This window comes from Pseudomonas sp. GW823-FHT03E05 (genome assembly GCF_058796855.1).
Genome location: NZ_JBXAJB010000002.1, coordinates 181612 through 194255, shown reverse-complemented (window position 1 = coordinate 194255; position 12644 = coordinate 181612). Strand labels below are relative to the sequence as shown.

Sequence of the window (12644 nt, the reverse complement as noted above, 5' to 3'; positions counted from 1 at the left end):
CGCGATCTCTGTGTCTGTTGTTCTGTCGGCGGATGTTCGGCGGGGAGCTTATTTGAGTCTAGAGTCCTTGGCGGCGCAGGCCAGTGACAATAGGCGCCACTTTAGTATCCTTGGGAAATTGGCCGTAGCATGCGGCTCATCATGTAAGAACCCCTCATGAGCGAACGAACGACTTCTGCAAGCTGGACCCTGGGAATCGTCAAGGCCCTGGAGATGGACGGCCTGGATTGCCGGGCCCTGTTCAAGCAGCTGGGGCTCGACTACGGTGCCCTGGAAGATCCCGACGCGCGCTTCACCCAGGACTCCATGACCCGGCTCTGGCAGCGCGCCGTCGAGCTTTCCGGCAACCCGGCGATCGGCCTGAACATGGGCAAGGTGGTGCGTCCGGCGTCTTTTCACGTGGCCGGGTATGCATTGATGTCGAGTCGTACCCTGGCGGAGGGGTTTCAGCGGCTGGTGCGTTATCAGCGGATCATTGCCGAAAGCGCTGACTTGAGTTTCCGCCTTCTTCCCGAGGGCTATGCACTGATCCTGACGGTGCATGGCGACCATCTACCGCCCACCCGGCAAAGTGCCGAGGCTTCGCTGGCCTGCGCCCTGGCCTTGTGCGGCTGGCTGACGGGGCGCGCGTTGCAGCCGCGCAAGGTGTTGCTGCAGGGCGAGCAGCCCGGGGACCTGCAACCCTACAAGGACATGTTCCACGCGCCCCTGGTGTTTGCCGCGCCCTTTGATGCGCTGATCTTCGAGCGTGCCGACATGGAGGCCACGCTGCCCACCGCCAACGAGGCCATGGCCCTGCTGCACGATCGTTTCGCCGGCGAATACCTGGCGCGCTTCTCCGAAAGCCGGGTGACCCACAAGGCGCGGCAGGTCTTGTGTCGCCTGCTGCCCCAGGGGGAGCCCAAGCGCGAGATGGTGGCGCAGACGCTGCACCTGTCCCAGCGCACCTTGCAGCGCCGCCTGCAGGAAGAGGGCACCAGCTTCCAGGCGCTGCTGGATGACACCCGCCGGGAACTGGCAGAGCAGTACCTGGCGCAGCCGCGCATGACCCTGCTGGAAATTGCCTACTTGCTGGGGTTTGCCGACCCGAGCAACTTCTTCCGTGCATTCCGCCGCTGGTTCGATGCCACGCCCGGTGAGTACCGGGCGCGGTTACAGGCCGCGCCGGCCACGGTCAATGACGCCAGAATGCCGGAATACACAACACGAACACCGTGATGATTTCCAGCCGGCCCAGGAGCATGCCCAGGGACAGGATCCACTTGGCGGCGTCCGGCAGGGTCGAGAAGTTGCCGGCCGGGCCGATGGTTTCACCCAGGCCCGGGCCCACGCCCGACACGGTGCTGGCGGCACCGGTGAGGGCGGTCATCCAGTCCAGGCCCAGCAGCGAAAGGGCCAGGGCGATCATGCAGATGGTGATGGCGAAGAAGAACGAGAAGGTCAGGATCGAGCGGACGATTTCTTCGTCCAGGCGATGGCCGTTGTACTTCTGCTTGATCACCGCCCTCGGGTGAATCAGTTGATTGAGGTTGGCCTTGAGCAGGATGTAGGCGACCTGGAAGCGGAAGATCTTGATCCCGCCGGCAGTGGAGCCGGAACAGCCGCCGACAAACCCCAGGTAAAAGAACAGCATCAGTGAGAAATTGCCCCACAGGCTGTAGTCGCCCAGGGCGAAGCCGGTGGTGGTGACCACCGACGTCACGTTCAGCGCCACGTGGCGCAGGGCCTCGAGCCAGTGCAGGTTGGTGGTCCACCAGTACCAGGTGCCGAGTACCAGCCAGGTCACCAGCAGCAGCCCGAGCAGGCCCTGGACCTGCTGATCCTTGATCAGCGCCCGGCGGTTGCCACGCAAAGTGGCCACATAGAGGGTGAAGGGCAGGCTGCCGAGGATCATCACCACCACCGCCACCCAGTGCACCGCCGGTTGTTTCCAGTGGGCCAGGGAATCGTCCGAGGTGGAGAAACCGCCGGTGGAGATCGCCGACATGGCGTGGTTGATGGCATCGAACACGTTCATCCCGGCCCACCAGAACGCCAGGCTGCCAAAGATGGTAATGCCCACGTAGGTGGCGACGATCAGCCGGGCGACCATGTGCGAGCGCGGCATGACCTTTTCCGAGCGGTCCGAGGATTCGGTCTGGAACAGGCGCATACCACCGATACGCAGCAACGGCAGGATCGCCACCGCCATGCCGATGAAGCCGATGCCCCCCAGCCAGTGCAGCATCGAACGCCAGATCAGGATCCCAGGCGACATGCTGTCCAGGCCGCTGAGTACCGTGGCGCCGGTGGCGGTGATGCCGGACATGCTTTCAAAGAAGGAATCGGTGTAGCTGATGTGCTGGGTCAGCAGGAATGGCAGGGCGGCAAAGATGCACACCACCAGCCAACTGGAGACGGTCAGCAGGTACATGTCGCGGGGGCGCAGATGAACGTGCTCGGGGCGCCCGGGGATCACCAGGGCCAGGCCGGCGATAAAGGTGATCATGCTGGCCCAGAGGAAGGACGGCAGGTCGCCGGTACGTTCGAAGACCACCAGGGTCGCCATCGGCACCACCATGGCGATCGCCAGGGTGATGAGGAAGATGCCGATGATGAAACCAATGATCCTTAAGGTCGGCAACGCCATGTGTTCCGCTCGGGCTGGTAGATGAAGGGCGCCCATTCTACCTGCGGGGCAGGGCATGTAAACCGGCACCCGGCCGGCAGATCCCGCTAGAATGGCCGGACATTTTTTTCAGGAGGTGGCCGATGGAGGCTCTCGACGCTTTGCTCAATCGTGTTTCCGTGCCGCGCCTGGTGGAGCCCGCGCCTAGCGCCGCGCAGCGCGAAGCCTTGTTCGCCGCCGCCCTGCGCGCGCCGGATCATGGCCAGTTGCGCCCCTGGCGGTTCCTTACCGTCGAAGGTGCGGCACGCGAGCAGTTGGGCGAGTTGCTGGTGGAAGCGGTACAGCTGCAGGGCGGCGAAGTGACCCAGGCGGCCCTGGACAAGGCCCGGGCCATGCCCCTGCGCGCACCACTGGTGGTTGTGGTGGTCGCCCGTTTGCAGGAGCACTTCAAGGTGCCCAGGAGCGAGCAGTTGCTGGCAGCGGGCTGCGCGGCCCACGGTATCCTGCTGGCGGCCTACGCCCAGGGGATCGGCGCGGTGTGGCGTACTGGCGAGTTGTCCTACTCGCCCCATGTAGCCAAGGGCCTGGGCCTGGAGGACGGCGAAGAGATCATTGCCTTCCTGTATCTTGGCACGCCGCTGAATGAGCCGCGGATCGCCCCCAAGGTCGATACCGCCGAGTTCGTCAGCGCCTGGACTGCCAAGGCCTGATTTTCCTCTTCTAACGCTGTTTACCTCGCGGGCAAGCCCGCTGTTGCCGGACCCGGCGGCAGCGGCTTGCCCGCGTTGCATTCAGGCCTGCACCACGGCGCCGGGGACCAGGGGCAGTTCCAGGGTGGCGATGAATCCGCCCTGAGGGTGGTTGGCCAGCAGCAGGCTGCCACCGTGACGCTCTGCGGCGCGGCGGGCGATGGCCAGCCCCAGGCCATGGCCCGGAGCGCTTTGCCCCGGGGCGCGGAAGAAGGGCTCTCCCAGCTGGCTCAAGTGCTCGGCTTCTACGCCGGGTCCATGATCGCGCACGCTGATCTGGATCTTCTCGCCCTGGCGTTGGGCCGTGACTTCGATCGCTTGCCCGGCGGGGTTGAAGCGCTGAGCGTTGCGCAGCAGGTTGTCCACTGCCCGCTCCAGCATGGTCGGCCAACCGCGCAGGTGCAGCTGTGGCGGGGCGGTTATCAGCACCGGCTGTTCCGGGCAGGCCAGTTGCGCGTCTTTCTGCACGGCGACCAGCAAGGCGTTGAGGTCCACTTCTTCGGCGCTGGCGTTGTCCGCATCGACCCGGGCCAACACCAGAATCTCGCTGATCAGCGCTTCCAGGCGGTCACATTCGCGGGTCAGCCGCGGCCAGAGCTTTTCCCGTTCTTCGGGGGCGGCCCGTTCCGCCAATGCCAGGGCGATGCGCAGGCGGGCCAGGGGCGAGCGCAGTTCGTGGGACACGTCCCGCAGCAGTTGGCGCTGGCTGCCGATCAGGCTCTGCAGGCGCGAGCCCATGCGGTTGAAGTCCCGGGCCAGTACACCGAATTCGTCGCGGCGGTTGGACAGGCGCGCCAGGCTGTTCTGCTGGTAGGTGGCCTGGCCCAGGTCGTGTACCGCGCCGCGCAGGCGGCTCAGGGGACGAGTGATGGACAGGGTGACCAGGAGGCTGAACAGGGTCAGCACCACCAGGGCGATGGCCAGGGCGCTGAGGGGCCAGGTCAGGCTGTCGCGGTGCCAGGCGTCCAGTTCCGGATGGGGGATGCGATAGATGAACAGGTAGGTGTCGCCGGTTTTCGGGCTGGTGTATTCCGCCGTCAGGCGGCGCCAGGGCAGGTGCCGGTCGTCATTGTTCTGCCGGGCTTCGAAGGCCGCGGCGCGGCGCGGGAAGGTGCCGCGAACCACTGGGTCGCCGCTCTCGTTGAGCACCTGGACATCGATGTGGTACTGGCGCTTGCGCTGCTGGAGGATGTCCTGGGCAGCGTCCTCGCCCTGGTTCTCGTAGGTCTGTGTCCATTCCTCGGTCAGGCTGTTGAGGCCGGGGTGACGGCTGAGGATCCAGGCATCCTGGTTGAGCATGTGCCCGAGCAGGATCGACAGCCCTGCAACCAGGGTGATGGCCAGCCAGAAGCTGGCCAGGATGCGCCAGAACAATGAACGCACAGGAACTCCTCGAACGCGAAAGCCCAGTGGGGGGAGGCCACTGGGCTGGGGGTGGACGCTAACGCATTATTGCGCTTTTTGCGGTTGCTGCGCTTTCCAGGCCTTGAACTCGGCCCATTCGGCGCGACGCTCCTCTTGTTTCTTGACGATGGCGTCAAACTCTTTCTGCTGCTCCGGCTTGAGCAGGGCGCGGATATCGGCCTGGGTCTTCTGGTGCTTGGCGGTCAGCTCATCCTTCATGGCTTTCTGGTCGGCCGGCGAGAGTTTCTCCAGGTACTTTTCCACCACGGCCTTGCGGTCGTGCATTTGCTCGCCCATCAGCTTGCCGATCTGCTGGCGCTGTTCGCGGCTCAGGTCCAGTTGGCTGAAAGGGCCTTTGCCGCGCATGTGCTCGCTGTGCCGAGGGCCGTCCATGGGGCCCATCGGGCCGTGACCTTCCGGCATGGCCATGGCCACGGTTGGCAGGGCGGCGGCGAACATCAGAGCGATCAGGGTCTTGCGCATGGTGTGTCTCCTTGTCTCATTCCCGGTAAGTTCCGGATGAGTTCAGGTTACCCAGATCAAGGTCAGCGGCAGTCAGCGGAGGGTAAAGCTTGGGTAAAGAAGGTATTTCACGGCCCTGACATATCTGCCAGGGCACATCGGGATCAGAGGCTGTAGTAGTAGCCGCGGCTGCGCAGGGCGACGATCCGTGGACGGCCGTCGGGGTGCGGGCCGATCTTCTTGCGCAGGTTGCTGACATGCATGTCCAGGCTACGGTCATACAGGGTCAGCTTGCGGCCCAGGGCGATCTGCGCCAGCTCCTGCTTGTCCAGGGGCTCGCCCGGTTGCTTGAGCAGGGCTTCGAGCAGGCGGCTTTCGGAAACGGTCAGGGTAATGTCCTGCTCGTCGATGTTGACCACACCGCGCAGCGGGCTGAAGCACAGGTCGCCCAGTTCCATCTGGCTGGAGGCCGCCACCGGATGGCTGCGGCGCAGTACGGCACGCAGGCGGGCGGTGAGTTCACGGGGGTCGCAGGGCTTGGCCAGGTAATCGTCGGCACCCAGTTCCAGGCCGAGGATGCGATCCAGGGGTTCGCCACGAGCCGAGAGCATCAGCACCGGCAGGTCGGGGTGCTCATTGCGCAGTTGCTTGAGCAGCTCCAGGCCGCTGCCGTCGGGCAGCATCACGTCCAGTACCACCGCTGACGGCGCCGTTTCGGCCAGGGCGCGACGGGCGCTCAGGCCATCGTGGCAGGCCCGCACCAGAAAACCTTCCTGGCTCAGCCAGCTGCTCAGGAGCTCGCACAGCTCCTGGTCATCATCAATCAGTAACAGGTCGCTCATGAATCTCTCAATTTAGCCATTGTCGACGCTTGCGATGCCCGCCACTGGCGAAGATCCCGCAGAGCAGGGCCAGCAGGGCCACGCCGCCGCCGGTGACGAACCACTGCTGTTGATCGGTCAACAGGCGGGGTGCCGGGTTGGCCTGGGCCTCTTTGAGCTGCAGCTTGAGGCGCTGGTTCTCCTGGCGCAAGCGGGTCAGTTGGGGGCTTTCCCGTTCGGCATCGGTATTTTGCAATTGTTTGCTCAGTTCATCGCGCAGGCGCTCGCTTTCTTTCAAGCGTTGCTGCAACTCGGTGATCTGACTGCCGGCGCTCAGGGACAGCGGCGTGGAATGGCCGGTGTCCTGGGTTTCCTCGGCAAGGGCTGGAGCCCCGATCGACAACATGACCAACAGCAGGCACAGCGGACCTTGGCGCATCGAAACTCCTGATTCCAATCGAGTGTTGGGCAGGTTGTCGGCAGTCAAACGAGAATAATGAGCGATTGAGAGCGCGATGAACCGCGAAGGTTCATCGCACCCGGGAGGATTTACGGCATCGATTGCTTGAACGGCTTGACCAGTACATGGGCGTAGACGCCGCAGGTCACGAACGGGTCGGCGTCGGCCCAGGCCTGGGCGGCGCTCAGGGAGTCGAACTCGGCGACGATCAGGCTGCCGCTGAAACCGGCCGCGCCCGGGTCATTGCTGTCGATCGCCGGGTGCGGGCCGGCGAGTACCACGCGCCCCTGATCCTTGAGCACTTGCAGCCGCTCCAGGTGCGCCGGCCGGTTGGCCAGGCGTTTTTCCAGGGAGTTGGCGACGTCTGTGGCAATGATTGCGTAAAGCATGTCAGTCCTCGGTTTTCGGGGTGGTGGGATCGGCGTCATGCAGGTGGCGCGAGAGGTAGATACCCTGGCCCACCAGGAACAATACGGTCATGCCCAGGCTGCCGAAGACCTTGAAGTCGACCCAGATGCTCTGGAAGGTGAAGGCGACAAACAGGTTGGCGGCGCCGCAGAACAGGAAGAAGGCGATCCAGGCGATGTTCAAGCGGGTCCATACCGGGTCTGGCAACGTCAGGGCGTGGCCCATGATGCGCTTGATCAGCAGGCGGTCGCCGACGAAGTGGCTGCCGATGAAGGCCAGGGCGAACAGCCAGTTGACCACCGGAGCTTTCCATTTAAGGAAGGTTTCGCTGTGGAAGGCCAGGGTCAGGCTGCCGAAGACCAGGCAGGCGATCAGGGTCAGCCACTGGCTTTTTTCCAGCTTGCGCTGGGAGATGAACAGGGCGCCATACACCACCAGTGAACTGATGATCAGCACCGCTGTGGCGCTGTAGATGCCGCCCAGGGTGACTTCGTGACCGGCAAGGTCGACGACGCGGGGATCAATTTTATAGACGATGAAAAACAGGAACAGCGGGATGAAGTCGATGAATTGTTTCACAGTGGCAGCCAGAAGCAGGATGTCCCGGCATAATAACAAACATCCTTGGTAGCGAAAGCGCCAGCTGACTTGAGGTTTTATCGTCCTGTGAATGTTGATTTGCACTGCCATAGCACGGCCTCCGACGGCGCCCTGGCGCCCGCGGTTCTGGTTGCGCGTGCGTACGAGAGAGGCGTGCGAATCCTGTCCCTGACCGACCACGACACCCTCGAAGGGCTGGACGAAGCGCGCCAGGCGGCGCAGCAACTGGGCATGCAGCTGGTCAATGGTGTCGAGCTTTCCTGCACCTGGGGCGGCGCCACTATCCATGTGCTGGGCTACGGCTTCGATACCCAGGCCCCGGCTTTGGTGCAAGCCATCGAAAAGCTCCACGAAGGCCGCTGGCTGCGTTCGGAGGAGATCAGCCGCAAGCTGGCCCTCAAGGGCATGCCGGGAGCGCTGGAAGGCGCCCGGGCGATCCAGCAGGAACTGGGGGACAGTGGCAATGCACCGGCGCGGCCGCACTTTGCCGACTACCTGGTGCGTGCCGGTTTCGTGAAGGATCGCGCCGAGGCGTTTCGCAAATGGCTGGGGGCCGGCAAGCTGGGGGACGTCAAGCAGCACTGGCCGACCCTGGAAGAAACCGTCGGCACACTGCGGGCCGCGGGGGCCTGGGTCAGCCTGGCCCATCCCTGGCATTACGATTTCACCCGCAGCAAGCGTCGCCGCTTGATTGCCGACTATATTCAAGCCGGTGGTCATGCTATCGAAGTGGTCAATGGCCACCAACCTGCAGAGCAAGTGGGCAGTTTGGCTATCCTTGCTCGTGAATTCGGACTGCTGGTCAGCGCTGGCAGTGACTTTCATGGCCCTGGAGGCTGGTCCGAGATTGGTGAGTATCGCCCGGTCCCGGAAGACCTGCCGCCCCTTTGGTGTCGGTTCAAACATGAGCCAATTATTGCCGCCTGAACAGGTAGAGACAGTGAGTCAATTTTTCCAGATCCACCCGGAAAACCCCCAACCACGCCTGATCAAACAGGCCGTCGAGATCATTCGCAGCGGCGGTGTGGTGATCTATCCCACGGATTCGTCCTACGCCGTCGCCTGCCAGATGGGCGACAAGGGCGCAATCGAACGGGTTCGACGCCTGCGCCAGCTGGACGACAAGCACAACTTCGCGCTGATCTGCAGCGACCTTTCGCAGTTGGGCCTGTTCGCCAAGATCGACACGGGCACTTTCCGTCTGCTCAAGGCCCATGTGCCGGGGCCCTACACCTTCATTCTCAACGCCACCCGGGAAGTGCCGCGCCTGCTGCTGCACCCCAAGCGCCGGACCATCGGCCTGCGGGTGCCGAGCAACCCGATCGCCCTGGCGCTGCTGGCCGAGCTGGGCGAGCCGCTGATGAGCGTCAGCCTGATCATGCCCGGTGATACCGAGGCCCTGAGCGACCCCTACGAGATGCGCCAGTTGCTGGAGCACCAGGTGGACCTGATCATCGATGGCGGTTTCGGCAGCACCGAGTCGTCCACGGTGATCAACCTCGCCGACGGCGAGCCGGAAGTGATCCGCGTCGGTTGCGGCGACCCCGCGCCGTTCATGGCCGAGGCCTAGATGTCCGCAGTGGAAACCGTCGACGACCAGGCCGGCGCCCAGCAGGAACTGCCCTTCGCCATGGTCTACGGCCAGGCGGTCATGGAAATGCCCCTGGACCTGTACATCCCCCCGGATGCCCTGGAAGTCTTTCTCGAAGCCTTCGAAGGCCCGCTGGACCTGCTGCTGTACCTGATCCGCAAGCAGAACATCAACATCCTCGACATCCCGGTGGCGGAGATCACCCGCCAGTACATGGGTTATGTGGAGCTGATGCAGTCGGTGCGCTTGGAACTGGCCGCCGAGTACCTGGTGATGGCGGCGATGCTTGCCGAGATCAAGTCGCGCATGCTCCTGCCGCGCTCAGCCGAGGTCGAGGAAGAAGAGGACGATCCGCGGGCCGAACTGATCCGCCGCCTGCAGGAATACGAGCGCTTCAAGGCGGCCGCCGAGGGCATCGACGGCCTGAGCCGGGTCGGTCGCGATGTGCTGGTGCCCAAGCTCGACGCCCCGGAGGCCCGGGCGCGCAAGCTGCTGCCGGATGTGGCCCTGGAAGAGTTGCTGATGTCCATGGCCGAGGTGCTGCGCCGTGGCGACATGTTCGAAAGCCATCAGGTGAGCCGCGAGGCGCTGTCCACCCGCGAGCGCATGAGCGATGTGCTGGAGCGGCTCAAGGGCGGCGGTTTCGTGCCCTTTGTCGAGCTGTTCACCGCCGAGGAAGGGCGCCTGGGGGTGGTGGTGACCTTCATGGCGATCCTCGAACTGGTCAAGGAATCCCTGGTCGAGCTGGTGCAGAATGAGCCCTTTGCGGCCATCCACGTACGGGCGCGAGCCGAATAACGAGCTTAAATCATGAACCTGAATGAACCCCGCGAGCTGGCGCCCCTGCTCGAAGCCTTTCTGTTGGCCTCGGGAAAACCCCAGTCCCTGGAACGCCTGTTCGAGCTCTTCGAAGAAGCCGAGCGGCCGGACCCGGCGGTCTTCAAGAAAGCCCTGGCCCTGCTCGGCAAGTCCTGCGAAGGGCGGGCCTTCGAGCTCAAGGAAGTGGCCTCGGGCTATCGCCTGCAGATCCGCGAGAAGTTCGCGCCCTGGGTCGGCCGCCTGTGGGAAGAGCGCCCACAGCGTTACTCGCGCGCCATGCTGGAAACCATGGCCCTGATCGCCTATCGCCAACCCATCACCCGGGGCGAGATCGAGGACGTGCGTGGCGTGGCGGTCAACAGCCATATCGTCAAGACCTTGCTGGAACGTGAGTGGATCCGCGTGGTGGGGTATCGCGACGTACCGGGCAAGCCGGCGATGTTCGCTACCACCAAGGCGTTTCTCGATCACTTCAACCTGAAGAACCTCGACGACCTGCCGCCTTTGGCGGAACTGCGGGAGATCGAGGCCGAGCCGGTACTGGAATTCGACGACGCGCCGGTGCCCGAGCACCTGCAACAACTGGCCGATGCCAGCGCCGAGCCGGAGGAACCCAAGGAAGAAACCAGCTTCCATACCCTGCTGCTGGAGCTGGACTCCATGGAGGAGGGGATCAAGACCGACTTCGAAGACTTGCACCGTGATGGTGTGGTGGAACCGGAGCAGGGAGGAGTGCAAGAGCCGGTGCCGGATCTCCCGCAGGAGGAGGCCCGGACCGAATCTGAGTTCCTCGCCGATGAGCCCGATGAATTCCCGGTCGAACCCGAGGACCGGCCGCCGGTCGAAGCAGAGGATGATGTGCTGGGCGTGGCCGAGGCCCGGGCCAAGTTGCTCGCCGCAGTAGCCGCACTGGAGCCTGCTACGCCGCAGTTGAGCGAGGAAGAGGCCGAAGCCCTGGCCCTGGCAGAAGCCATCGAAAACGAACGCCGCCTGCTGGACGATTGACCTTGTAGTCGCTGGCCGGCTCGGCGCATGGCTGGCGGTTTTTTTCGCCGGCAAGCCGGCTCCTACAGAGGTGATGGATGAGTTCTGCCAAGGATCCCTGCATCAGCGTGTGCAAGTTCAGCGATGACATCTGCATCGGCTGCGGGCGCAGCAAGCGTGAGATCAAGGCCTGGAAGAAGCTCGACAAGGCCGAGCGCCGTCAAGTGCTGGCTGAAGCCGCCATGCGCCTGCTGCAATTGCGCGCCACCGGCCGGCGGAAAAAGTCCTGAGGGGCGACTTATCAACTAGTCTGTGATGCGCAACCGCCGCCATGAGCGTATGATTCGCGACCCTTTGGCGATCCATTCGCCACAGACCCTGTTTTCCACCCTTCAGGCCGCTCAAGCCTGAAGCGACACACCGGGAGGTGCCCAGATGAGCGATACCGATCAGAACGACCAGGAAATCCGTCCAGCCGGCGAAAAACTGCAGAAAGTCCTCGCACGCATCGGCGTCGGCTCGCGCCGCGATGTCGAGTCCTGGATCAGCCAGGGCCGTATCAAGGTCAACGGCAAAGAGGCCACCCTGGGCCTGCGCGTCGACCTGCATGACGCCATTTCCATCGATGGCAAGGTGATCAAGCGCGAAGAGGCCGCCGAATCGGTGCGCCGCGTGATCATGTACAACAAGCCCGACGGCGAGATCTGCACCCGCGACGACCCGGAAGGCCGCCCGACCGTGTTCGACAAGCTGCCGCGTCCGCGCGAAGGCCGCTGGATCAACATTGGCCGCCTGGACATCAACACCACCGGTCTTTTGATGTTCACCACCGACGGTGAGCTGGCCAACCGCCTGATGCACCCTTCCTACGAGATGGACCGTGAGTACGCGGTGCGTGTGCGTGGCGAGGTCGACGACGAGATGATCGAGCGCCTCAAGGCCGGCGTCATGCTCGAAGACGGCCCGGCCAAGTTCACCGACATTCAGCAGGCGCCCGGTGGCGAAGGTTTCAACCACTGGTACCACTGCGTGGTGATGGAAGGTCGCAACCGTGAAGTGCGCCGCTTGTGGGAATCCCAGGGCCTGGTGGTCAGCCGCCTGAAGCGCGTGCGCTTCGGTCCGGTGTTCCTCAACTCCGACCTGCCCATGGGCCGCTGGCGCGAAATGAGCCAGTACGAAGTCGATGTGCTCAGCGCCGAAGTCGGCCTGACGCCGGTGGCCATGCCGCAGCTCAATGCCAAGTCCAAGGACAAGCTGGAGCGCATGCAGCGCAAATCCTCGCGTCCGGTGGGCAAGAGCGAGCGCGTGCGCACCCTGCGTCCGGCCAATGGCAGCGCTGCCACCCCGCGTGTTTCCCGCGAGCCGCAGATCGAAGGCGAGCGCCCTGGCCGCAAGCCGGCTGCCCGTCCGGATGGCGAGCGTGGCTCCCGTGCTCCGCGTCCGGCTACTGGCCGCGGCACTCCGGTGGCCGAACGCCCGGCGGACACCAAGCGTCCGGCCAAGCCGGCGCCCAAGTCCAAGCGCCCAAGCCTGGTGCTGGACAAGGACGCACCGTCCGGCAAGCGCCGTGGCGCCCCGGCCGGTTCCGGCCAGCGTCCCGGTTTTGGTCGCCGCAAGCCGGAGTGATTCCCGGCCTGCCGACAAAAACGCCAACCTCCGGGTTGGCGTTTTTTTTTGCCTGCAACTGCGCAGGAGCCGGCTTGCCGGCGAACCGGGCCGCCCGGCTTGCGCAGGCTGA

Annotated in this window: 15 protein-coding genes; 8 read left to right on the top strand and 7 right to left on the bottom strand. The window is 64.3% G+C overall.

The features are described 5' to 3' along the window. Positions 1-156 precede the first annotated feature (156 nt). On the top strand, positions 157-1218 hold the full coding sequence (locus AC1RCO_RS08565; RefSeq protein ID WP_492617631.1) for an AraC family transcriptional regulator: 1062 nt from the start codon (positions 157-159) through the stop codon (positions 1216-1218). Here the strand turns inward: AC1RCO_RS08565 and AC1RCO_RS08560 are convergent. Next, positions 1175-2629: a TrkH family potassium uptake protein gene (locus tag AC1RCO_RS08560; protein WP_011059927.1), complete on the bottom strand. Its 1455-nt coding sequence runs from the start codon at positions 2627-2629 to the stop codon at positions 1175-1177. The two genes, AC1RCO_RS08565 and AC1RCO_RS08560, sit on opposite strands and share 44 nt — an antisense overlap. 122 nt (positions 2630-2751) lie before the next feature. On the opposite strand from AC1RCO_RS08560, the gene AC1RCO_RS08555 reads away from it, so the two are divergent. After that, positions 2752-3318, top strand: a complete 567-nt coding sequence (locus AC1RCO_RS08555; protein ID WP_011059928.1) for a nitroreductase family protein — start codon at positions 2752-2754, stop codon at positions 3316-3318. Positions 3319-3399: 81 nt separating this feature from the next. On the opposite strand, the gene AC1RCO_RS08550 is transcribed toward AC1RCO_RS08555, so the two are convergent. The 6 genes from AC1RCO_RS08550 to AC1RCO_RS08525 form a co-directional block, all read right to left on the bottom strand. Further along, a complete protein-coding gene (locus AC1RCO_RS08550; RefSeq protein ID WP_011059929.1) occupies positions 3400-4740 on the bottom strand; it encodes a sensor histidine kinase in 1341 nt (446 codons plus the stop codon). 66 nt (positions 4741-4806) lie between these two features. After that, positions 4807-5244 (bottom strand): Spy/CpxP family protein refolding chaperone, encoded by a 438-nt coding sequence (locus tag AC1RCO_RS08545; protein WP_015634603.1) that lies wholly within the window; start codon positions 5242-5244, stop codon positions 4807-4809. A 143-nt stretch (positions 5245-5387) separates the two neighbouring features. Then, positions 5388-6065, bottom strand: a complete 678-nt coding sequence (locus AC1RCO_RS08540; protein WP_011059931.1) for a response regulator transcription factor — start codon at positions 6063-6065, stop codon at positions 5388-5390. Positions 6066-6072: 7 nt separating this feature from the next. Next, complete coding sequence (locus AC1RCO_RS08535) at positions 6073-6483, bottom strand: SH3 domain-containing protein (protein ID WP_019093743.1); 411 nt, start codon at positions 6481-6483, stop codon at positions 6073-6075. A gap of 110 nt (positions 6484-6593) precedes the next feature. Further along, positions 6594-6893, bottom strand: coding sequence for a YciI family protein (locus tag AC1RCO_RS08530; protein ID WP_011059932.1), 300 nt, complete (start codon positions 6891-6893; stop codon positions 6594-6596). A gap of 1 nt (position 6894) precedes the next feature. Continuing rightward, the gene (locus AC1RCO_RS08525; RefSeq protein ID WP_011059933.1) at positions 6895-7491 is read right to left on the bottom strand and encodes a septation protein A; all 597 of its coding nucleotides are present in this window, start codon (positions 7489-7491) and stop codon (positions 6895-6897) included. 87 nt (positions 7492-7578) lie between these two features. On the opposite strand from AC1RCO_RS08525, the gene AC1RCO_RS08520 reads away from it, so the two are divergent. The 6 genes from AC1RCO_RS08520 to rluB all read left to right on the top strand — a co-directional run bounded on the left by AC1RCO_RS08520 (position 7579) and on the right by rluB (position 12532). Further along, on the top strand, positions 7579-8439 hold the full coding sequence (locus tag AC1RCO_RS08520; RefSeq protein WP_011059934.1) for a PHP domain-containing protein: 861 nt from the start codon (positions 7579-7581) through the stop codon (positions 8437-8439). A gap of 13 nt (positions 8440-8452) precedes the next feature. After that, entirely contained in the window at positions 8453-9082 is a 630-nt protein-coding gene (locus AC1RCO_RS08515) for an L-threonylcarbamoyladenylate synthase (protein ID WP_041120586.1), read from the top strand. Then, on the top strand, positions 9083-9901 hold the full coding sequence (locus AC1RCO_RS08510; protein WP_011059936.1) for a segregation and condensation protein A: 819 nt from the start codon (positions 9083-9085) through the stop codon (positions 9899-9901). It begins immediately after the preceding gene. Positions 9902-9913: 12 nt separating this feature from the next. After that, positions 9914-10927: an SMC-Scp complex subunit ScpB gene (scpB, locus tag AC1RCO_RS08505; protein ID WP_019093745.1), complete on the top strand. Its 1014-nt coding sequence runs from the start codon at positions 9914-9916 to the stop codon at positions 10925-10927. 77 nt (positions 10928-11004) lie between these two features. Then, complete coding sequence (locus AC1RCO_RS08500) at positions 11005-11196, top strand: DUF1289 domain-containing protein (RefSeq protein ID WP_011059938.1); 192 nt, start codon at positions 11005-11007, stop codon at positions 11194-11196. A gap of 145 nt (positions 11197-11341) precedes the next feature. Next, complete coding sequence (gene rluB / locus AC1RCO_RS08495) at positions 11342-12532, top strand: 23S rRNA pseudouridine(2605) synthase RluB (RefSeq protein WP_041116636.1); 1191 nt, start codon at positions 11342-11344, stop codon at positions 12530-12532. The last annotated feature ends 112 nt before the right edge of the window (positions 12533-12644 follow it).

What these genes read in the sequence shown, in the direction of transcription:
- AC1RCO_RS08565 (WP_492617631.1), top strand. Translation starts at nt 157, where the DNA reads ATGAGCGAACGAACGACTTCTGCAAGCTGGACCCTGGGAATCGTCAAG.
- AC1RCO_RS08560 (WP_011059927.1), bottom strand. Translation starts at nt 2,629, where the DNA reads ATGGCGTTGCCGACCTTAAGGATCATTGGTTTCATCATCGGCATCTTC.
- AC1RCO_RS08555 (WP_011059928.1), top strand. Translation starts at nt 2,752, where the DNA reads ATGGAGGCTCTCGACGCTTTGCTCAATCGTGTTTCCGTGCCGCGCCTG.
- AC1RCO_RS08545 (WP_015634603.1), bottom strand. Translation starts at nt 5,244, where the DNA reads ATGCGCAAGACCCTGATCGCTCTGATGTTCGCCGCCGCCCTGCCAACC.
- AC1RCO_RS08540 (WP_011059931.1), bottom strand. Translation starts at nt 6,065, where the DNA reads ATGAGCGACCTGTTACTGATTGATGATGACCAGGAGCTGTGCGAGCTC.
- AC1RCO_RS08535 (WP_019093743.1), bottom strand. Translation starts at nt 6,483, where the DNA reads ATGCGCCAAGGTCCGCTGTGCCTGCTGTTGGTCATGTTGTCGATCGGG.
- AC1RCO_RS08530 (WP_011059932.1), bottom strand. Translation starts at nt 6,893, where the DNA reads ATGCTTTACGCAATCATTGCCACAGACGTCGCCAACTCCCTGGAAAAA.
- AC1RCO_RS08510 (WP_011059936.1), top strand. Translation starts at nt 9,083, where the DNA reads ATGTCCGCAGTGGAAACCGTCGACGACCAGGCCGGCGCCCAGCAGGAA.
- scpB (WP_019093745.1), top strand. Translation starts at nt 9,914, where the DNA reads ATGAACCTGAATGAACCCCGCGAGCTGGCGCCCCTGCTCGAAGCCTTT.
- AC1RCO_RS08500 (WP_011059938.1), top strand. Translation starts at nt 11,005, where the DNA reads ATGAGTTCTGCCAAGGATCCCTGCATCAGCGTGTGCAAGTTCAGCGAT.
- rluB (WP_041116636.1), top strand. Translation starts at nt 11,342, where the DNA reads ATGAGCGATACCGATCAGAACGACCAGGAAATCCGTCCAGCCGGCGAA.